The organism is Chryseobacterium daecheongense (assembly GCA_027920525.1).
GTDB classification, from domain to species: Bacteria; Bacteroidota; Bacteroidia; order Flavobacteriales; family Weeksellaceae; genus Chryseobacterium; species Chryseobacterium proteolyticum.
In genome coordinates this window covers 258524-281715 of record CP115858.1, presented here as the reverse complement: position 1 = coordinate 281715, position 23192 = coordinate 258524, and the positions used below count along the sequence as shown (strand labels likewise).

Sequence of the window (23192 nt, the reverse complement as noted above, 5' to 3'; positions counted from 1 at the left end):
TCATCTACCAAATTGTAGAAATAAAGCCACCATAAGCAGTGCTCATGATGGCTTTGGACTCAATTTACTCTTTGATCAATTTTTGTTTCACTACTGTATTATTTTTTTGAGTAACCTCAATAAAGTAAATACCGGCCGGGAAATCTCCCACATTAATTTGGTTTTTTCCTGAGTTTATCTTCAATCCGGACCTGATGACACTTCCTCTTCCATCAAAAATGGTGGCAGCTGCTTCTGACAAATCAGAATCAATGAAAAGGTCTGCTTTTACCGGATTAGGATATATTTTCACAACATCTTTTTTAGCTTCAGCAGAGATATTTCTGGCACTTAACGATCCGAAATTTAAAGGAAGAACATTGGCAGAATAGCCATTTTCTTCTGTAAGATATGCTTTGAAAGATCCTATTGCAGGCTCACTTCCGGCAGTTACTTTATAGAAGCCTGTTACTCCGTTTTCTGTTTTCAGCATATAAGCATTCGCCGGAACTTTGATGCCCTGGTAAACTCCGTTCATTTGATTGACCGTGATTGCTTTGGGTGTGGAAACATTTCCTGTACCGCTGAAAGTAATATTCCCTGTCGTATTGACGATTACCGGAGTGTTTGCAGGAATGATTCCGTTTGAAATTGCGGTACAGCTGATATTATTGGCATTCGGAGACATCATATAAGCAGTAACTCCGGAAGGTATATTAGCCTGGAATGGCAGGATCAGCACATCGTAACCATTAAATGTACGGCTGTAAGAGGCAGCATTGGCTGTGAAGTTAAACGGCACCTGAAAATCCATACCCTGACCGGAAAGGACAAGATTTGGACAAGCTGTACCTGAAATCACATTATTGGCGGATGAACTTACGTTTGAATTCACATAATAAATGCTGTTAGAGTTAGCACTCATAGGCTGCCAGTTATTGGAGGAAGTAACTCCTGCTGCATTTCTGAAGTCTACAGAAGTGTAGTAGCCATTTTCCAGTGCATCCATCAGATAGCTGTCGCTTGCGGAATAGGTTCCGCCGAATTTTGAGGCAATTTCATTACCCACATTGAAATAGACATCTCCCAGATTAATTGTAAGCACAGAGCTGTAATTGGAATTTCTCAGTCCTAAAATTCCTTTGCATCCATCTGTAAGCACCTGTCTTGAAATATCTAATGTGATATCGAAGTTTCCTCCCTGCGGAAAATTAATCTTGCCGTAGTTATATGATTTCGTTACCCCCTGGCTGTTGATGTAATATAAAGTCGTATTGTCCGAATAACTTTGTCCCGCTGTTGTATAGCTGTTTACATGCAGGATCAGTTTATTGTATCGGTCATTAAGCTGAAGATATCCGTTAGCCGCAGTCATATTATTACTGATAAGAGGGCTTGGATTGGAGAACGTCACCGTTGTATTGCTTATATTGAACCCTGTACCAAAAGCCATACTGGTAGGAGTCAGTGTTTCAATTTTATTATAATGGATGTCACCGCCTGTCATCAGAGAAGCAGATCTGTCCCCACTTTTATTAAAAACGAAAGTCATGACACTGGAAGGGCTGATATCAGCCGTTGGCCGAAACGTTGCTGTACTCAAAGAAATAGGTGTGGTAACCATATTGGATTGTGTATTGGTCAATACTTTTGTTCCTGAAGTTGTGTAAAAAGGCAAGTCAACCTTCAAGCTATACGTGTTCTGAGAAGGATTGATGACCATAAGAACAACCTGATTTCCATCCTGGGAAATATAAGAAGAGCCTTGTAAAACTCCGGTTTTGTCATCCCATTTAGCTTCTATTCTCGTCTTTCCTGTTGTGTACTTGGCATAATGTGAAAGAATATAGCCTCTTTTGGTCATTACACCTGCGGGAGTTCCGTAAGTTCCGTCACCCATTAAGCCATAATAGCGTTTGGCAGAGTAATGGATCCATGCATTGATATTACCCAATAAAGCATTGTTGACGCTGCTGGCAAAGGTAAATGCATCGGTATTCCAGCTGAAATCTCTTGCCGGCTGGGTAGATGATGAGTTCCAGTTGATCAGATATTCTGTCTGCCAGATTTCTTTGTTATAATTCTGAAATTGTTTGTAAGTAGACTGCATAAGCCCATATTGATGCCCGCCATACACTTCAAAATTAGCCATTGCTGTAGGATCCAGCAAAGCACTGGCAAAATTATCCGTAAATCCCACACTTTCCGGGGCAATCACTTTACAGTTGATAAGCTGTCCGTAATTTTTGATAAAATTAGTAATCTGTGCAGGAGTCCAGATGCATCCTTGATACTGTGCCATCTCATCCGGTTCATTTTGAATGGAGATATAATCAAGCTCTACTCCGTTGTTCTGGAGATAGGTAACAAAGCTGTTAAGATAAAGGGCATAATCCTGATAATTTTCCGGCTTTAAATATCCTACCTGCTGTACTCCGTTCGCATCAGTATACACTGCATTCACATGGTTATTGGTTTTCCAGGCTGCGGGCATTGTCCAAGGCGAAGCAAAAATGGTAAGTCCCATAGATTTGGCGAGCTGTGCTGTAGCCAGTACTGAGCTCCAGTTACTGCTGTTTTCGGGAATATACAATCTCATAATATTATATCCACCTTCACTGGAAGCGCCCCAAAGCGTCTGAATTTCTGAGGTAGACATATGGTTATAGGCAAACTGGGGACTGCAGACAAATCCTCCGAATCCTTTTATTTTCTGATAAGGAATATTCTTATCAATTTTTACGGTTGTAAGCTGCCCATACACCAGACAGCTGAAAAACAAACATATAGAATGAATGCAGAGAAGACTTAAATTTTTTTTCATAATGGTTTAGTTTTAGATAGTTGTGATTTTCGTAAACAATTAAAGTAAGGGCAATAGATTCCCCATCAAGACGGTTCATTTTCAAAAACCGTCAGGAAAATACCCTGAATGATATCAGGCAGCGATCTGTTAAATAAAGTTGCTTACAAAATCATTCGCTGTTCTTTCTCTTCATTCTCTGTGAGGGAACTGTATTTCAGATTGGAATGTGAATTAAGATTAGTGTTTCATAATTAAAGTGTTGTTTGTGGTGAGTATTGGTCACTCAGTGAAGCATTTCGCTTTCCGGAGCGCCCAGGTAAGAGGGTTTTAATCCTCCGGTGTTGATCAGGAGTTTTTCAAGGACAATACCGGGTTCCAGCACTCTGAAACGTAATGTATGTTTTCCAGCCTGCTGAACCGAATGTTTTGTAACAGATTTAATAATATGTTCTGACTGCCATCTTCCCAATTCTCCTTTGTAATGGCCATTGAAGTTGACAATTTGCGGAGTTTCATTGTCAAAAGAAATTTCATAGCGAAGTCCTTTATTATGATTAAAATTTAAAGTCGGGGCTAATAATAGCTGGACTTCAAACTCACCTTTTGATTCAAAATTGATATCATATTCAAGCCAGATATTTTCATCGCTTTTAGGATATGCATTCTGCGGAAAGGTTGTCACTCCCGACTTTGTTTTTCCAAAATCAGGAATCACTTCCCAATGGATTCGTTCAGAATTGCTCATTCTTGCAAAATTTTCTGCTTCAATGGAAACATAGCCGTTTTTCTCCTGAAATATCTTTTCTTTGGGAACCTCAGCTTCAGAAATATAGGTGACTTCAGGCATTATATTTTCTTTTCCGTCTGCCCAGCTTTTATATCCTATCCTCATCTGATCCATCATATGCTTCCATTTTCCTCCGGCAATCACATTATTGTATTGATTATCCAGATAAGCGTTTCTTTCAAAACATGCCTTCACTTTATCTGCGTAGAAATTGGCTTCCGAATCTTTTTTCGCTGCCAGTTCCCTGTTTTTTGCTACCGCATAATACATTTCGTATAAATTACTGCATGCATCAATCGGATACAAAACCAACTGATAATACGCATCCTGGTACTCAGCCGGAATCTGCTCTTTTAACCGTAAAGCTTCTACGGCCAATGCTCTGTAATCATTTAAAACCGTTTCAAATTCATGGTAATTCTCAAGGCTGTACGTTTTACTGTCAAGGGTTTCAGGAGTTACTCTTCTGTTGTATTTGGCATACAGATTAATCATCCCGGCAATTTCTTTGGCGTGTTTTCCACCAAACTGCTGAGCAGCCCATTTCTCAGTATATTCCAAAAGGTTTTTAGCATTAAACTGCTTCGGATTCCAGGCCATTTCCAGGAAAAAACTGATCGGAAACTCCATGGGTTTTAAATCTCCTACATTCACAACCCAAAGCTTATCTACTTTATGTTCGTAAGAAAGATTCATCTGTTCCCAGACTCTCTGGATGGGACTGATGTTGATCCATTTGGAGTTTCTCGGGCCGCCTACATAATCAAAGTGGTAATAGATTCCATAGCCTCCTTTATGCAAAGGTTTTGAAAGATCCGGAAGCTTTCTTACATTTCCCCAGTTATCATCACAGAACAGCAGGATTACATCATCCGGAACCCGCATTCCTTTATCATAATAGTCCTGAACTTCTTTATACAATGCCCACACCTGAGGTGTTTTCTCCGCTTTTTTACCTGTAACATCAGCAATGATTTTGCGCTGATCTTTTACAATTTTCTCGAGCAGGGAAATATTGGTTCCCTCTCCCATCGCTTCGTCGCCGTCACCCCGCATTCCCACTGTAACGAGCTTTTCCCAGTTTTTGCTTCTTTCGAGTCCGGATTTCCAGAATTTTTGCAGCACTTCTGTGTTTTTAGAGTAGTCCCAGACATTCGGGAGGTTATTTTTTTTGATATACCTGTGCCAGTCGGTTTGTGCCAAAGCCATAGGCTCATGGTGAGAAGTTCCCATCACAATACCCATTTCATTTGCTAAAGGGCCGCTCAGAGGATCGTCGTCATAGAATGCTTTCCCCCACATTGCCGGCCATATATAGTTTCCTTTAAGACGCAGGATCAGTTCAAAAACTTTTTCGTAAAATTTAGAATTAACCCCGCCAAAAGTTGCTCTTGCCCAGCCTCCAAGTGAAGGTTCTTCATCGTTAAGAAAAATGCCACGATACTCTACAGCAGGCTCACCATCGGTATAGATCCCTTTTTTAAAGTATACATTTTCTTTTTTCTCAACCGGAACATCTGCCCAGTAGTACCAGGGCGAAACACCTATCTGCTGAGACATTTCATAAACTCCGTAAATGGTTCCCCTTTTATCGCTTCCTGCAATCACAATGGCTTCGGAAATGCCCGGAAAAGGATTGCTGACATTCTGAATAATATATTTTTCCCTTTTCCCTGTTAATGCTTTTCCATCCAGCTTTTTTTGACGAATTAGATCATCAATAGTTTTGCTTTTACCTGCTTCACCAATAATGATGATCATTCCGTTCAAGCCAGAGTTTTGGGAAATAAGATGAGGCTGAACACCGGTTACTTTTTGAAAATCAGATTGAAGATTCGCAACGGCACGCAGAATTCCTTTATCCGAATCACTGTCTGAAAAAAGCATCAAACCTGAATTACGCTCTTTCAACACCACCGAATTTTCTGTCTTAGCAAAAGAAATAAATGGTTCGGTTGCTTTTACAAAAAATATAAACAACAACGTAAGAAACAACGAAATGTTTTTTGTAAAATTCATACTATATCTTTTTGATTTTAATTTTTAAATAAGTTCAGATCCACAAATTCTCCCATTCTCCTGTAGCCGATCTCATTGGGGTGAAGAAAATCATGATCGTGCATATCGTTTAAGATGACTTCCGGATTTTCACTTTGCATGTGTGTTGCAAAATCGATGACGGCATCAAACTTCCCGCTGTTCCTGATCCAGTCGTTTACTTTTTTCCAGGCCTCAATACGGAAAGGTTTGTCGTAAAATGACTTTCCGAAAGGAAGAATCGTTGCTCCGTACACTTTAATTCCCTTAGCATGTGCCTTATCAATCATCACCTGGTAAGCAGCAATCAGTTCTTCTGTTCTTTTGGAAGCGTCATCAGGATCTCTTGTTCCTCCTAGATCATTCACTCCTTCCAGAATGATCAACCATTTTACGCCCTGCTGATTGAGGATATTATAATCGAAACGGTCTAATGCCGTAGGGCCTAAGCCACCGCGCACCACACAATTCCCTCCAATCCCGAAATTAAGAACACTTACATTCCCGGTAGAAGGATTCGCCAGTAACCGCTGCGAAAAAATATCCGACCAGCGATTCTGTCTGTTGGTTCCCGATCCTCTTCCGTCGGTAATGGAATTTCCCATAATAGCCACCGCATACGAGGGTTCACCGGTCTTTACATCGATGTTAAAAAGCGAATACCAATGATCTGTTTTTACAGGATCTTTAAATACTGCTGAACTCGCCTGCTCACCTTTAACAATAAAAGAGGTTGTTCTTGAACCCGGATGTCCGGTGACAGATTGGGTTACTTTTGCATAGGAAATTGTAATGGCCAGCAGCGAATTAGGCTTCATATTAAAGTTCACTTCATCAGAATAAATATCAGAACCGGGAGCAATTTTAAAATTGTTTTTATTCTCAAACGTTAATGTCCTGATAGTGGCTGCATCCACATTGCTGCTATCGGACGGCACAGCAATGGAAACCGCTTTTACCGCCAGACTATCCATGGAATATTTGTTGGAAAAACGTAACCGCAATTTTTTTCCACCCACAGATACACGCACAATCTGACGCAAGGTATTTCCTGAAAGCCCCGGTTCCGGCGGAAGATTTTTGGGTTCCACCAATTGGGGAGCCGTTGCCCAGGTAGTGAGCCACTGGTCTTTGGATGACTGCTTTTCCAGACTACGGGAGGAAGAGCAGGAAACCAAAAATCCCGAAATGATGAAGAGGTATAAGTTTTTGAAGCGCATTTTTCCTTTTTTATTTTATTAATCTCTAATTTCTTACTACAAATCCTCCGTCGGGGATTTTCTCAGTACTGATAAACGGTTCTGCAGCATAGATCTGCAGGCAAAACCCAAACAACACAATAAGAAAAATATTTTTAAATGATTCATAATCAGTTTTTATTTAACCTTAAAAAAACTGTATTCTTTTAATCTCTTCAAACCTTATAGGTTTTAAAAACCTATAAGGTTTACTTCTTTAATTTTTCAGTACAAAACCACCCTGCGGCTGAATTTCAATCGTAAAATCACCTTTTGCATTTACTTTTACTTCTTTCTCTGATGTATTTCCTTTTGCATCATCATTGATAAGTTTCAGGTTTTTCCCGGCGAACATCGGAAGCTTTATTTTCAGTTTTTGGGATTGCTTCTCGGCATTTACGCCAGCCACATACCATTGATCCGCATGTCTTCTCGTAACCACAGCATATTTCCCGGGATAGCCGTCTATGAAAACTGTTTCGTCCCAAAGTGTTGGAACTTCTTTCATAAAGCTGAGCTGAAATTCCGGAGCATCGGTCAGGTTATTCGGCATGATGCCAAACATCTGAACGGGATTCTGAAACAGGACTGCCGTAGCCAGCTGAAAGCCGTCCGTAGTATGTCTTTTATTTTTATCCCTGTTGGATTTCGTTAAATATTTGTTGAGGAAAGTCCCGCCAAACTCCATGCTTCCCACTGTATTTCTGATGAAAGGATGAAGTGTGGCAAAAAAAGCTTCCTGTTTCCGTACATCTTCTGAGAAATAGAGCATTTCTGAGGCAAGAACGGCCTCACTTCCAGCATAATTCGGGTACATTACTTCCCAGCCTCTCGGTACAGTGGCTCCATGGAAAATAATGGTTAATCCAAAATCGTTGGCATCCGACAGAATATCTTCGTAAAGACGCATGGTTTCCTGTTTGTCTCCTCCAAAGAAATCCACTTTCAGTCCTTTTACACCGACATCTTTCAGCCATTTCATTTCTTTTTTCCGTTCAATGGATGAATTCATTTTGTTTCTCGGTCCCATCGGTGCATCATTGGCTGCTCCATTGGAATTGTACCAAAGCAATACCCCGACATTTTTCGATTTTGCATATTGAATAAGCTCTTTCATACGGTCTTTACCTATATTTTTATCCCAAAGCGCATCGATAAGAATAAACTGATATTTCAGCGCAGCAGCAAGGTCTATGAATTTCACCTGATCATCATAGTTCATACTGTTATCCTGCCACAGAATCCAGCTCCAGGTAGATTTTCCGAACTGATACTCCTGTGAAGGCTCGTACATCGGATCTACCACATCAAAAGGAATTGTGGTCTCCACAACAGGTCTTAAAGAATTCCCCACTGTAATTGTTCTCCATGGTGTCTTTCCGGGAAGAGAGACGGCTGCTCCGGTACTTCCGAAACCGTTATTTTCAGCAATATTCGGATACGCTACTTTGTAAAGATTTTTTTCTGCTGTGGTTTCAAGGTGTGAAGCACAATACGTACTGTTCACTCCTGTCTCGGAAAGCAATACCCAGCCCTCATTTCCAATATGGAACAGGCCAGGGAAAACGTATCCATAATCGGATGGCATTCCCAGCTCAGCATCAGCTTTATAACCACTTTCATAACTTGGCCCTGTACGGGCAAATCCCGTCATCGGCTTCATCATAGGTGAAAGAAAAGTGGTCGTCTGTGACGGGAATCTGTATCCTGTAGTTTCTGACTGTACCACAACACTGAGCCGTTCTTTCATCGGTGGAATATGGTAGCGGAAAGCAATATTGTTGTTGCTGACCTGAAATTCGATACTGATCTGATGCTGGTCTGCATTACTGAAGTTAACCAATAAAGTATTGGCCTTATAATCAATCTCAGATTTTTTGATTTTTTCATTCGTATATTTCTTAGCAACAATATCCTTTTTGCTGTCCACAAATTTCAGATCCTTTGAAAAATCGGACTCATTGGTTACCACGCCCAGCGGGGATTTTTCAAGCATTGCTTTTCCCTGAAGGATAACATCATATGACGTTTTCCCGTCTTCTGAAAAAACATGAAGCTTCAAATCTCCATCCGGACTTGAAATTTCTGCTACCTGCGCAAAGCCTTTGCTGATCAGAAACAGGCTGAATACGATATATAAAACTTTTTTTCTCATAACTCATTATTTTCAAGAAAGGTCCAGTAATCGAAATACATAATATCTGTTGAGGCTTTTCCATTGAATACAAAGTACAGATCATGAATGCCGGTAATCTTTTCAGCCATCTGAACTTTTACGGTTTCCCAGCGGTCATCTCCACCCGTCAGTGGAACCTTTACCGTTGCGGCAACCGGACCGTTCACAGCATCCAGATGAACGGTCATTGTGACGTCACTATTATGGGTAGTTCCTACTCTTGCAGAGAAGGCAGCAGCTCCTTTTTTCCGGAAATCAACATTCTTTACACTGCTATAAGCCCCATTTTTCTTTGCTTTGATAAAAACACCAGCCTCTTTATTCTGATAGGATTTTACATTTTCCGACCAGGCAATCATTTCTGCCTGATTGAATGAATAAGGATTAACTGTTGCTATAGCTTTTGTAATTCCGTTGGTCATTTTAAGCGGTGAAATGGAACCGTCTTTATTGAATGTAAGTTCTTCCAGACTTACCGATCTTGTAAAACCGCTTCCGCCCGGCAATGCCCCATTGTGATAAAAGAAATACGTTTTCCCGCGGAAATCAATAACACCGGGATGATTGGTGAATGACTTCCCTTCTGTAGGCATCACAATTCCTCCATATTTCCAGGGGCCCTGTGCTGTTTTACCTGTAGAATATCCTATGAATTCAGGAAGCGGACCGCCCGGCCAGAAAAGATAATACAGGTTTTTTCTTTTGTACAGCCATGGGCCTTCTTCGTATTTTGTAGGTCTTTCCGGGTTAGGTTTGCCATCCCTTTTTCCAAATGATTCTTCGGTCATCGGAACTTCTGTAATATTCCCGGAATAGGAGATCATATCTTCATTCAGCTTTACGTATTTAAGCTTAGGATTTCCCCAGTACATATGGGCCTGTCCGTCATCATCCACAAAAACCGTGGGATCAATATCCCCCCATTCGCTCTGAACAAGAAGTTTTCCCAGCGGATCATGAAAAGGTCCAAACGGACTGTTGCCAACGGCAACCCCTATAGCGCCTTTGTTATTGGTTTTGGACCACATCGGAACGTATAAAAAAAACTTTCCGTTTCTTTCTACACATTGTGCGGCCCAGGCATCACGTTTTGCCCAGTCGAAATCTTTATACGAGAGAATTGTTCCGTGATCTGTCCAGTTGACCATATCATTGGTGGAATATACTTTCCAGTCGTTCATGGTAAACCAGGTGGAATCATCCTCATCATGTGTCGTGTACACATACAGCCTGTCATTGTACACCATTGGTGCCGGGTCTGCAGTATAATTGGTCTGAATAATAGGGTTCTGCGCTGATAAGCCTTCGGAAAAGCCTATCAGACAAAGCCCCAGTATATATTGTATTGTATTTTTCATAGTCAGTTTTATTTTTTCTGAAAGCTCCAGTAATCGAAATTAAATAACTTTCTTCCTGCCGTAATATTTTTGCCCTGGAACACAAAGTATACATCGTGAACACCGGAAACAGATTCTGAAACTTTTGAGATGAGGGTTTTGAACTCTTCCCAGCCACCGGTTCTCGGAATTTCAATCTCAGCTATTTTTGGCCCTTTAATATCATCCAGATGAACTTCCAGGATACCGCCATCAATTCCTGCGGCAACGGAAGCTGAAAATGCAGAAGCCCCTTTTTCAAAATCTACCGAACGGACCTTGATATACCCTCCTGCTCTGGCATCGGAGACATACACTCCGGTTTTCCTGTTTTCGGAAGTGCTGCATTTTTCCGACCATGCCATAGTTTCGGCTTCGGTTCTCTGATATGGATTTAAGGTTCCAGCCGGAGCTACACCTTCTTTGGTCATTATAATCTTCGGAATAGTCCCGTCAGCAGTATATCTGAATTCTTCTACAGCCGTTGAGCGTCCGTAGCTTCCTCCGGCCGGCAATAATCCGGTATGGTAAAACAGGTAGGACTTTCCTTTGAAATCGATAATTCCGCCATGGTTGGTAAAGCTGTTAGTAGGCTGATCGGTCATTATTTTTCCCTGATATTTCCACGGCCCGGTTGGCGATGGACTGATTGAATAGGATAAACATTCTGTTCTTCCGGTCATTCCGGCGTACATCATATAATATTGATTGTTTCGCTTGTAAAGCCATGGTCCTTCTACATACACATCATCAAATTTTTCCTGTTTTTGCAGAACTTCATCACTTTTCCCGGGACGTCTCAGTCCACCGAAAGCTTCTACCGATTGCGGAATTTCTGTGATTTTCCCCTGATAGGAAGTCATATCTTTATTGAGTTTCACATAAAATAATTTACTGTTTCCCCAATACAGATAAGCCTGTCCGTCATCATCTGTAAAAACCGTAGGGTCAATATTATCCCAGGTTCCGGTTGAAATCAGAGGTTTTCCCAAAGCATCTTTGAAAGGCCCGGTAGGACTGTCAGACACCGCAACACCAATAGCCATATTGTTGTCAACAGTCTGTGCACAGATATACCAGTAGAATTTGCCATTTCTTTCAATACACTGCGCTGCCCAGGCCCTATCCCGCGCCCAGCTGAAAGACTCTAAAGAAATAGGCGAACCATGGTCTGTATAATTGACCATATCTTCCGTGGAATACACCCTCCATTTGGTCATCGTATAAAAATCAAATCCCGGCTGATCATCCCCTGTATAAACATACATTTTCCCTTTATAGACCATGGGAGCAGGATCTGGTGTAAAATGGGTCTGAATAACCGGATTCTGCGCAGAAATACCAATCCCTGCCAACAGAAAAGAAAGTGCGATATATTTTAAGTTTCGTTGATTCATATCTTAATCTTATTTATTTGAGTGAAATGAATTTATAATAAGCAACACCATGTGCCGGAATATCCAATGGAAGACTTTTTTTGTCTGTGTTGATTTCTGCAATATCCTTCTGTCTCCAAAGGTCACGAACCGTCTGAACACCTGAAATCCCTAATTTTTTGAAATCTTTATATGGCAGCATCACTTTTTCTCTTCCGAAATTGGCAAAAGCCACAGCTTTGCTTCCGTCCTCCAATTCTTTGACATAAATTCTGAGCTCACCAATGGTCTGCAAACAAACACCCTGTTTTCCCAAAACATCCTGATTGACGGCGATAACCTCATCATTCGTCAGAAGGTTTAAGGTAAAATCATCCAATTTCTCAAGATCACAGCCAATCAGCAACGGGGCTGAAAAAATGCTCCACAGACTCATATGAAGATACTGTTCATCAGGCTTCAACCGGCTCTGATGTGGATTTCCCCAACCGACAACGCCAACAACCAGCATATCCGGATCGTTCCGGTTTCCGGGTTTCGCAAAAGGAGCTGCCTTGTCCTGAACAAGGGCAATATTCTTTACGCTTGACCAGGTATCTGTAATATCGTTGGTAGTACGCCAGGATTGTGCATTGACCTCATCACCCCACTTCCATACATCACCCATTCCGTATTGGCAGAGGTTGTACACGATGTCTCTCGGCTGCTGTTTCAAAAGGTTTCCCATCAGTTTGAATGGTTTAACGCCTTTATCCAAATCCCCACCACCTTCAAAAGCAAGAGAAGGAACTTTATTGGGATCATTATCCGGCAGCCCGTCAATTACACCGCCATAGCTGCACCAGTCATATTTCAGGTAATCAACGCCCCATTTGGTGTAGCTTTCAGCATCCTGTTTTTCGTAGCCGTAGCTTCCGGCACATCCGCCACAGGTCCATGGACCGGGGGAAGAATAAATTCCCATTTTCAAGCCATTGTTATGCATGTAGTCTGCAAGACCTTTCATATCAGGAAATTTGGAATTGGTCAGAATATAACCGTTTTCATCACGCATTTTTCCCTGGAATGAAGGGTCTTTTCCATCTCTGTTATACTGCCAGGAATCATCGATATTGATATAATTCCATCCGTGATTGATTAGTCCCGACTTTATAAGGGCATCTGCTGCACGTTTCACTTTGTCGGCAGAAACTTCATGTCCGAAACAGTTCCAGCTATTCCAGCCCATTGTAGGCGTGAGAGCGATTCTGTCCCCACATTCTATTTTTAATTTTTTTGAAGCTGAACCTTTTGCATTCTTAGCATTCAAAGTCACTTCATAACTTCCTTTAGAATCTATTTTTCCAGTGATGATTCCGGTCTGTGAATCTATTGTTAAACCTTTCGGAAGGTTTTTCGCCATAAAAGTCATTGGTCTGTCGCCCGTTGCTGCAACCCTGAACAAAAAAGGTGAGCCAGGACGAACTCCATAAACGCCTGCTGAATTAATTTTTGGAGTTGCCGCAGGTTTTGGCGTTAAAATATAAGGTACTGACGAAATCGGGTTAAATGTTATCAGTTTTGCACCGTCCGCTGTTTCAAACTTAGCATCTGCCCAATCGGCGTGGTCATAATAAGGTCCGTTTCCGCCGTCTGTTACGACTAATTCTAATTGTTTTACACCTTCCAGCGAAACAGAAACAGGCTTTGCTTTATCGCCTAATTTCATGACCCCGCTAGACCAAAGTTTTTTGTTGTCGCCATAAATTTCAAATTCGGCAGCGGGATTCTGCCCTTTGATTTCATCATCCATTCCCACCATTGCGGTAAAGCTTTTTGCTTTCCCGTTTAATCTAATCAACAAAGAACTTTCAGCGTGAGTTCCGAAACCTCTTTTGAAAACTTCGCCGGCAATGGTTATAGGTTTTCCGTCTACCGAAGTATTGATGCCCGGTTTTCCGTGCCCCTGTGTTACAACGCTCAAATCCAACTGATCTAACCAAACAGTTGACTGCGCCTTGAAAATATTTCCCGACAGCAAAAATGTTACAGCAATTAAAAGTATTTTCGTCTTCAACATTATTTAAAAATTTGGATTTAATTAAATTTCCACCAATCGAAATAGAAAAGGTCTTTTTCTTCTTTAAAAACAAAATATAAATCGTGAATTCCTCTTACACTTTTCAGAGGTGTATTAATGGTTTTATATAAGTCGCCATCACCTTTTCCTGTAACGTTAACAACGCCAAGCACAGGTCCATTAAGAGCATCTGAACGTACTTCTATTTTTCCTCCATAGAGAGAAGCAACATTCACATCTAAAGATTTTACGCCTTTGGAAAAATCTACTCCCTGGATTTTAATATAATCACCATTGTTAATTGAAGTAACGATGATACGGTCTGTGATTTTTTTACCTCTGTTATAGGGTTGATTGCGTTCCCATTCTGTGACCATTTCTGTTTTAAGGCCTTCGCTGTAAGCCATCGTTTCTGCTTCAACTTTTTTATAAGGATTCAGAGTACCTACTCTTTTTGCGCCATCCGCAGTCCAGAAAGGAAGCCTCTGAATGGTTCCATCTGCATTGTAGGTAATTTCTGTGACACTGACAGACCGGCGTTCGTAATGCTTGCTCATGGTCTGCATCCTAAGCATATGATTGAATCCGAAAACATAAGATCTGCCTTTGAAATCTATAATACCGGGATGATTTCCGCTGGATCTCTGGTCGCCATCCATAATCACGCCTCCATAATTCCAGGGTCCTGTAGGTGATTTTGCCATGGCGTAACCAATCCCTTCCGGGCAACATTTTGATGCGTAAGCCATATAATAATGGTTATTTTTTTTCCAAACCCAAGGTCCTTCCTGATATTTGAAAGGATCTGGCTGGTCTTTCACCTTCGCAAACGAAGGGTCTTTGGTGATTGGTCCGGCAAGAGATATCATATCTTCATTCAGTTTAGCATACCAAAGATTCGGATTTCCCCAGTACAGATAAGCCTGCCCGTCGTCGTCAATTAAAACTGTGGGATCGATATCATCCAGAGAATTTTTGATCAAAGGCTTACCAATAGGATCGGTGAAAGGACCATACGGACTGTCCGCCACTAAAACACCAATCCCCATATTGTTCGGCATTGGACAATACATATAGAATTTACCGTTTCTTTCGACAACCTGTGGTGCCCAGGCACCGTTGTCGGTATTTACCCATTTAAAATCTTTGAGCGAAGCCACTACACCGTGGTCTGTCCAGTTGACCATATCTGTAGAAGTGTATAATAACCAGTCTTTCATTTTGAATCCGAAAGCATCATCCTCATCATGGCTCGTATAAAGATAAACCGTATCCTTATAAACCATCGGGGCCGGGTCTGCAGTATACTTGGTTTGGATAATCGGATTTTGAGCGAAAGAAATCTGGAAAAATCCCAATGCTAATATCAAACTTAAATTTTTCATACTCCTATATTTTAAGTTTATTTAAAATGGATATCTGTTTTTCCCCCGGAATAATCCACTGTTTTCTGCTGACCATCAGGAAGAATCAGGTTGAAACTCCTTGTCTCAATCATTCCTTTGTATTTACCTTTCCGGTCACCTATCGTTAGTGTTTTTGATTTTTCGTTCCAGTGAAAAGGTATTTCTGTATAGAATCCTTTTTCGTAATTATAGTTATCGAATTCATCTTCGTATACAATGAAATCGGTATCGCTTCCCGGATAAACTTTTATGGTAAGATGATCCCATTTTTTCTCCGTTGCATATTGTACATCGGGGCCTAACGGAATGATACTTCCTGCTTTTACATACAAAGGAATAGTCTGAAGATTAACAGATTTCTGAATTTCTTTCCCTCCACTGTATTTTTCATTGGTCCAGAAGTCAAACCAATCTGTTCCTTCCGGGAGATAAACTTTAACGGTTTTATTTTGGCTAAAATCTATGTTGGTAACGGAATTATCCTTATTGCTGTCGGTTTTATTCCAACCTTCATTTTCGTCAGTTTTAACTGCTTTTTCAGGGGTATATTGGGCATTGAGAACCGGCGCCACCAGCAATGATTTTCCAAAAAGATATTCGTTATTCATATCCCATGTTTTTTTGTCTGAAGGAAAATCCATGGAAAGGGCTCTCATAAAGCTGGACCCGTTTTTTGAAACATCATGGGAAACAGAATAGATATACGGTAACATGCTGTAACGCAGTCTGATGAATTTTTCTATCGCATCATAAACAACGTCTCCTTTATTCCCAAACTGATAAATTTCTCTCGCAACATCAGTTCCATGTGAGCGCATCATTGGTGTAAAGGTTCCATACTGCAGCCATCGGACATACAGTTCCTGGAACATTGGATTTTTTGAACCTCCATTTCTTTTGTAAGTACCAGCAAAGAAACCGCCGATGTCAGAGTTGAAATTCGGATTTCCTGTAAGACTGAAATTCAATCCTGCCGGCACCTGTTTGCGCAATGTTTCCCAGGAAGAATTGACATCTCCGGACCAGGTGTTGGCGGCATATCGCTGCTGGCCTGCAAATGCTGACCTTGTTAAAATAAAAACCCTTCTATCACTGGTGGTTTCACGCTGATGATCGTAAACACCACCTACCGTCATCAGCGGATACGCGTTTCTTACTTTTCTGAATGAGCCAAGATAGGTTTTAGTGTCCAGATCTTCCGCTTTCTGGCTGAGATGATCAGGTTCTGTTGAGTCCATCCACCAGGAATCTACACCAAGGCTGAAAACGCCTTTGTTCAGGTATTTCCAATATATATTTCTGGCTTCAGGATTGTACGCATCATAAACACGGACACCGGAAGGATAATTCATATCCGGAGGCCAGACCTCGCGGCCTGATTCAGGCCACGTGCTGATGTTAAAAAGCATTCCCTTTGAATCCATTTCACGGTACTGTTTGGTCATTGGTCCGAATGACGACCAGATGGAAACCGAAAGATGGGCATTCATATCATGGATCTCCTGTATCATTTTTTTAGCATCCGGAAAATCGGGGCTGATGAAGTCCATGGCATTCCACTGGTAATTATTTCCCCAGTATTGCCAATCCTGTATGATTCCGTCTAAAGGAACTTTCAGATCACGGTATTTTTTAACCACCTCTGTCAGTTCATCCTGGCTTTTATAACGTTCTTTACTTTGCCAGTAGCCATATGTCCATAAAGGAAGCATGGGTACGGTACCTGTAAGATCACGCATTCCGGCAACGACTCCATCGGCATTTTTTCCGTAGATAAAATAATAATCTATACCATCTCCCACTTCTGATGAGAAAGAGGTTTTCTGAGGTGTATCCGTAAATTGTGTGGGTGAATAGTTATCCCAAAAAACACCATATCCTTTTACAGACTGGAAAAAAGGCACAAAATCCCAGGTATTATTCTGAATCATTTTTACATCGGTATTCCGCTGGGACATTTTTTCATTTTGCAGAATTCCCAGACCGTAAATAGGTTCGTCTTTTTCAAGCTGAAAATCCTGTCTTACAGAATAAGTCTGCGTTCCGGCATCATTGAATGGCTTGAAGTCATTTGCGGTTTCTTTCAAAAGCTCTTTTCCGGATGGTAATGTATAAGTGATCACTCCATTTTTAGTATTAATAGAAAGCAGGAGGTCATTTGTTGTTAATGAAATAATATTATTTTTTTCTGAAACTGAGAATTTGATTTTCTGCTCCTGTTTAATGACCGACAAACTATTTTTGACAAATAATCTGCCTGCGGGATATTTAATAACCCTGATCGTATTTTCTCCATAAAATTTCACTTCAACATTCATATGATCAGCAGAAAACTTCAATCCTGAATCTGTTTTCTGATAAGCCTGTGCACTGACATTTACCATTCCGGAAAACATGATGACCGTAATGATAGAAGTTTTGGTGTTTATCTTTGTAAAGCCCATTTTATTTCAGATTTGAATTACTTTTCTTTATGCCTTTGACTTAAAAACATTATTTAAAAAGTACCTGGGCAAACTGATGCAGACTATTTCTCCAAACCGGCCATGTGTGGCCTCCCGGATAATCTGTGTACGTATATTTAATTCCGGTTTTATCCAGTTCTTTCAACATTTTCTGACCGTTTTCATAAGCAATATCATCTTTTCCGCCCATTGAAATCCAGAAATTTCTGATGTTGGATGAAAAAGCAGATTTATTTTCATTTAAAAATTTGTACTGTTTATCAGCAACATCCTGAAGCATTGGCAACATATATCCTGAGCTGAAAACTCCCAGACCGGAAAACATATCTGAATTCTGAATTCCGGCATACAGTGTATAAATTCCACCCATGGAAAGTCCTGCCAACGCACGGTTTTCTTTACCTTTTTTTATCCTGTAATTAGATTCGGCAAACGGAATGATGGATTCCTTCAGCTCTTTTTCAAACATCTGAAGATTGCGTTCTCCAAAGTTCCGGATTCCGCCCTGTCCGATATTCGCATCCGGCATAATGATGACCATTTTTTTTGCCTTTCCTTCCGCGATGAGATTATCCAGAATCAGATTAGTTTTGCCTTGGTTGGCCCAGCCGCTTTCATCTTCACCTCCGCCATGTAAAATATACAGTGCGGGATAAGATTCAGCAGGATTCTGGTCGTAACCCGGCGGGGTGTAAATAAAAACTCTTCTCCATGAGTTAGTGACTTTGGAATAGAAATTTTTAATACGGATATCTCCATGAGGGACGTCTTTTAATGCATAGAAATCATCTCCTTCGAAAGGAATATCTATTCCACTGGCATACCTTCCCATTCCGTAGAATGTTTCGCTGGATGGGTCAGCAACCGCAACCCCGTCAATCAGCAGGGAATAATAATGGAAGCTTCCGCTTTGCGCATCAGTTGTACCTTTCCAGAAGCCGTCAGCATCTTTTTTCAGGTCATATTTTTTCCCTAAATCGATCTGAACTTTTTGTGCTTCTGGTGCCTTCACTTTGAACATTACTCTTCCGTCGGGAAGGATTTGAGGATACTGGGCATTTCTTATATTAGTTGCTGCGGGAGTTCCCAAAACGGTAAATCCTTCAAACTTAGTTTTGTCAACAGGCTTAAACAACAGCTGTGAAAAGATGTATAAATCATTTTTCCAAACCTTAAAATCGTGGCCGCCTGGTTCTATATAAAAGATATGAGGGATTTTATTTTTTCTCAGATAATCGCTGGTTCTCTTGCTGAAAGGCATCAGCCCGTCTGCATCACCGCAGGAAATAAAAATCAGCTTCATCTTTAACGCATCCTGTGGATTGGGTAAAAGCTTATTGGGCTCTTTTGTATTGGGTGCAGAAGAAAATGCGCCGAGCCAGGCAAACTTATCAATGTTTCCGAAAGCAAAATTCTGTGTCTGTCCGCCTCCCATTGACAGTCCTGCCAAAGCACGGTTGTCATGGTCTTTTTTAACCGGATATTTTTTCTCTACAAACGGAATCAGGTCATTCAGCAGATCTTTTTCAAAAGTTGCGAAAGCCTCAACTTTATCCTGAGCCATTATATTTCCTGTCGCCCTGTCATCCTTCATCGCACGGCCGTTGGGAAGTACAACAATCATTGGCTGCAGTTTTCCCTGGGCATACAGATTGTCCAGAATAATATTGGGTTTTCCCTGATTGAACCACTCTTTTTCATCCCCGCCAATTCCGTGAAGAAGATAAAGAACAGGATATTTTTCATTTTTTTTGAAACCCGGCGGTGTGTAAATCAAAGCTTTTCTTGTTGTTCCAACAGTTTTTGACGGATATTGAATCGTGTCAATTTTTCCGTGAGAAATAGCAGCATTTTCCACATCGAAACCCTGCGGTGCCTGTTGATCAAGGGTTTGCGCGGAAACAAACATTCCCGACAAAACAAGTCCTAAAGCCAATATAACTGATTTATTCATGATTTTTATTTGTATTTTTCACACTTATTATTTCAGATAAAAAAATAATAGCGTATATTTTACTTACTGTTTACAACAGACTTTTATCTACTTCTGATTCTTATTTTCCGGCTTCATTGACTCTGAAAAAATCTACATCTACGAAGCCTCCGGTATTTTTAGTGGCATAATTGAAAACTGCGAATTTTGATCCCATAAAAAATCTACGGTAATCAAAGATCATTTTGTAATCTTTTGCCATTTCCGTCCAGTTCTTCTGATCCGTACTGTAATAAAAGTCTGCAAGATCTTTCCCGAGGTTAAAATCAGCATCGATACGAAGAAAAACTTTATCAGAATTAAGAGGAATCCGTTTTTTTTCTTCTTTTTTAACCCCTGTAATGGCTTTTGTTTTATTATCCAGGCTCACTTCGTTGGTTGAAAAAACAATGAATTTTTCTTCACCTTCCTTTACTACTGACAAAATCCCGGAATCCCCGTTGAAGGCACTGAAACCAGCTACATCTCCATCTTTCATTCCTTTAAGGTCCATTGCGACAACTGCTGAAGAAGTCGGCCCCTCCATTCTCTGGGTCAAAGTGTTGGGAGCCGCGTACAGATTGTCTACCACTCTGCTGGTTTTCAGTCTCAGAAAGCCTTTTCTTTCAGATAAAGACCATGCTTCATTCACCGGATTATGATTCCATTGCCACTGGATTTTCATTGTTTTACCAGAGAACTCATCGCTTTCCACCAGATGATTTTTGGGTTTGAACGGCGGAAGCGGAACTTCTCCTTTTAAAGGAACTTTTCCGTTATCTCCCAGTACCGGCCAGTCGTTTTCCCATTGAACAGGCAGCAGCAACGGAACGCGTCCCACTCCGTTTCTGTCCTGGAAAATAAGGGAATACCAGTTTCCGTTTTTATCATCTATCAAAGCGCCTTGCCCTGCATAGGAAAATCCTAAAAAATTATCTTCCAGAATTACTTTTTTCTCGTAAGGACCTGTCACTTTATCTGCCCTGTAGACTACCTGACGGCGTTTCCCGTTTCTTGGCCAGGATATCATCATCATATAATATTTTCCGTTTCTTTTGATAATCTGATTACCTTCCAGAAGTCCGGTTTCCGAAGCATCTTTCTGAAATACCTCAGTTCCATCCTGATTTCCGATCACTTCTTTAAAATCAGGACTCAGTTCAAAAACTTTATTGGAAGTGAAAACATATATCCTGTCATCATCATCAAAAAACAAAGACGCATCATGAAAATGCCGTGTTCTGGTGATGAGTTTCCATTTTCCCTTTTCGGGATGATCAGTCACATAGAAATAGGATTTGAAAGGTTCATCATTCGGAGAAAACAAAACGTAATATTTCCCTTTATGGTAGCGAATTGATGAAGCCCATTGGCCTCTGCCGTAAACGGTTCCGTTCAATAAATCATATTTCGAGTTGTCGTTCAAAGTGTCAAAAACATACCCGGACATTTCCCAATGTACCAGATCTCTGGAATGCATTACCGGAGCTCCGGGCATCAGATGCATGGTGGTACTGATCAGGTAAAAATCATTTCCGTTTCTGGTAATGGATAAATCCGGTGCATCTGCCCAGATGATGGGATTGGTAAAAGTTGTACTCTGCTTTCCGGAAGAGTTTACCTGGGCTGAAAGAAGATTCAGCCCGATAAACCCCAAAAAAGAAACTATATAAGATATTTTGATTTTCAAAATGTATGTGATGTTTGGTTTTACTCTTAGTTTTTCATTTTAAAAGGAAACACTTCGACGAGCTCAGTGTGACATTGCTAATACTAACTTAATTCGGGACAATATCATTGGAAGAGGTGCTGTACAGTCCGATAAGACTACCCGTAAAACCTCCCGCTACATCCGTAGAAAGTATATCTCCTGAAACTTGTCCTCCCAGATTTTTGAAATTTTTGCCGTCCAAAGAATAATTGAAGCTGATTTCATCTTTTTCTCCTGTAGCCTGAAATTTGATACTCTTTGAAAGTGAAATTTTTTCACTTGCAATCAATTTTGACTGTCCTTTTTCTGTTCTTTCCAATACGATGTAGAAATCTTTATCTTTTTTGGTAATTCCGAAAACGTAATTGAATGTTTCGCTTTGGTAGAGGGTAATTCCAGCCAATTCTTTTTCCGATTTTGGTTTATAATCCAAGGTTACGGAAGTTTCAAAATCTTCGTGCTGTAATCTGTGGAACAAAGATGAAACCGGAGCCAACGCTTTGATATTCGTTTCCATTGGGTTCACTTTTACACCATTTTTTGTTGCTGTAATGAAGTTTTCACGAGGACCACGCATCGCAATCCAACGGAAATCGAGGTTTTTATCGGTTAGTTTATCGTTGTATTTAAAGTTGCCGTTCGGGAAAAATCCGTTTTGCCCGGTTTGATTCTGAACGCCTTGTGGCATTTTCAATTTTGGTTTCATCGGAACCAGACCATTTTGGAAAACAGGATACGTTCCGCTCCAGTCTACAGGAAGAATGAAAGTTTCGCGGCCTTTGGTAACACGGTTGTTTACATTCGGACGAATTGCTAAAAATACGCCATACCATTGTCCGTTCGGACCTTCTACCAAATCTGCATGACCTGCCCAATCCACTTTTTCCTTTCTGTCTCTCGGAAAATATCTTTGCGTAAGAATCGGATTATTTTTAGCGGGAACAAATGGTCCTTTCGGAGAATCTGCCATAAAAATCACTTCGCTATGGTTGCCTCCGGTTCCGCCTTCTGCACACATCAGGTAATATTTCCCTTTGTATTTGTACAAATGCGGACCTTCAATCCAAATGGGTTTTTGAGAAAGGTCGACTCCACCGTTTACAATAATTCTGTCTGAACCTGCCACAACCTGATCTTTTTCAAGGTCGTAATCCCACATTTTAATAACACGGTGACCTTGATACTGTTCGGTTCCTTGTGGTGGCGCGTCGTTGTGAACGATGTAAGCTTTTCCGTCATCATCAAAGAAAATGGCAGGATCAATACCATCAAAATTCAGTTTCTGGACTTCGCTCCACCCTTTTGCCGGATCTTTGGTTTTTACGACCATATTTCCGATACCGCCTGCAATCTGGGTAGTGATCATATAAAATGTATCGTTGTGTTTATTGTATTTGATATCAGGCGCATAAATTCCATGAGAAACACCTCCTTTTTCCACCTTTAACTGAGAAGGTCTGTCGAGAACGTGTCCAACCTGCTTCCAATTGACCAAATCCTTGGAAGTGAAGATCGGAACACCAGGAAACATTGAGAAAGAAGAGTTTACCAGGTAATAATCATCACCTTTTTTGGTAATGCTGGGATCGGGATAACAACCCTGCAAAATCGGGGAATAGAACTCATCCTGTTTAAGAGGGTTGTCATTATATATTTTATCGTTTCCACGGTAGTTGAAGTCGGAAAAAGTCTGTGCAGAGAGGTTACTGATGGAAAGTAAAGCCGCCACTGCAATGACGTGGGTTTTATTTCTTAAAAAAACAGGATTCATTAGACTCTTTTTCATATATAGATTTTTTTAGTT

Annotated in this window: 12 protein-coding genes; all 12 read right to left on the bottom strand. The window is 40.8% G+C overall.

Translation table 11 applies throughout. The features are described from left to right. Positions 1-64 precede the first annotated feature (64 nt). The 12 genes from PFY10_01205 to PFY10_01150 all read right to left on the bottom strand — a co-directional run bounded on the left by PFY10_01205 (position 65) and on the right by PFY10_01150 (position 23174). Positions 65-2803, bottom strand: coding sequence for a T9SS type A sorting domain-containing protein (locus PFY10_01205; protein ID WBV57056.1), 2739 nt, complete (start codon positions 2801-2803; stop codon positions 65-67). 265 nt (positions 2804-3068) lie between these two features. Next, positions 3069-5591, bottom strand: a complete 2523-nt coding sequence (locus tag PFY10_01200) for a glycosyl hydrolase 115 family protein (GenBank protein ID WBV57055.1) — start codon at positions 5589-5591, stop codon at positions 3069-3071. 17 nt (positions 5592-5608) lie between these two features. Next, positions 5609-6829, bottom strand: coding sequence for an SGNH/GDSL hydrolase family protein (locus PFY10_01195; GenBank protein ID WBV57054.1), 1221 nt, complete (start codon positions 6827-6829; stop codon positions 5609-5611). 235 nt (positions 6830-7064) lie between these two features. Then, on the bottom strand, positions 7065-9002 hold the full coding sequence (locus PFY10_01190) for a glycoside hydrolase family 97 catalytic domain-containing protein (protein WBV57053.1): 1938 nt from the start codon (positions 9000-9002) through the stop codon (positions 7065-7067). Beyond that, positions 8999-10381, bottom strand: a complete 1383-nt coding sequence (locus PFY10_01185) for a glycoside hydrolase family 43 protein (protein WBV57052.1) — start codon at positions 10379-10381, stop codon at positions 8999-9001. The genes PFY10_01190 and PFY10_01185 overlap by 4 nt, the downstream gene beginning before the upstream one ends. 8 nt (positions 10382-10389) lie before the next feature. Then, positions 10390-11796, bottom strand: a complete 1407-nt coding sequence (locus PFY10_01180; protein WBV57051.1) for a glycoside hydrolase family 43 protein — start codon at positions 11794-11796, stop codon at positions 10390-10392. 13 nt (positions 11797-11809) lie between these two features. Beyond that, complete coding sequence (locus tag PFY10_01175; GenBank protein WBV57050.1) at positions 11810-13834, bottom strand: NPCBM/NEW2 domain-containing protein; 2025 nt, start codon at positions 13832-13834, stop codon at positions 11810-11812. A 17-nt stretch (positions 13835-13851) separates the two neighbouring features. Next, a complete protein-coding gene (locus tag PFY10_01170) occupies positions 13852-15219 on the bottom strand; it encodes a glycoside hydrolase family 43 protein (GenBank protein WBV57049.1) in 1368 nt (455 codons plus the stop codon). Between the two features lie 17 nt (positions 15220-15236). After that, positions 15237-17684, bottom strand: coding sequence for a DUF5110 domain-containing protein (locus PFY10_01165; protein WBV57048.1), 2448 nt, complete (start codon positions 17682-17684; stop codon positions 15237-15239). 49 nt (positions 17685-17733) lie between these two features. Continuing rightward, positions 17734-19659 carry an alpha/beta hydrolase-fold protein gene (locus tag PFY10_01160; GenBank protein WBV57047.1) on the bottom strand — a complete coding sequence of 642 codons (1926 nt, stop codon included), beginning with the start codon at positions 19657-19659 and terminating at the stop codon, positions 17734-17736. A 100-nt stretch (positions 19660-19759) separates the two neighbouring features. Then, complete coding sequence (locus PFY10_01155; protein WBV57046.1) at positions 19760-21367, bottom strand: glycoside hydrolase 43 family protein; 1608 nt, start codon at positions 21365-21367, stop codon at positions 19760-19762. A gap of 88 nt (positions 21368-21455) precedes the next feature. Continuing rightward, positions 21456-23174 (bottom strand): glycoside hydrolase family 43 protein, encoded by a 1719-nt coding sequence (locus PFY10_01150; GenBank protein WBV57045.1) that lies wholly within the window; start codon positions 23172-23174, stop codon positions 21456-21458. Positions 23175-23192: the final 18 nt, after the last annotated feature.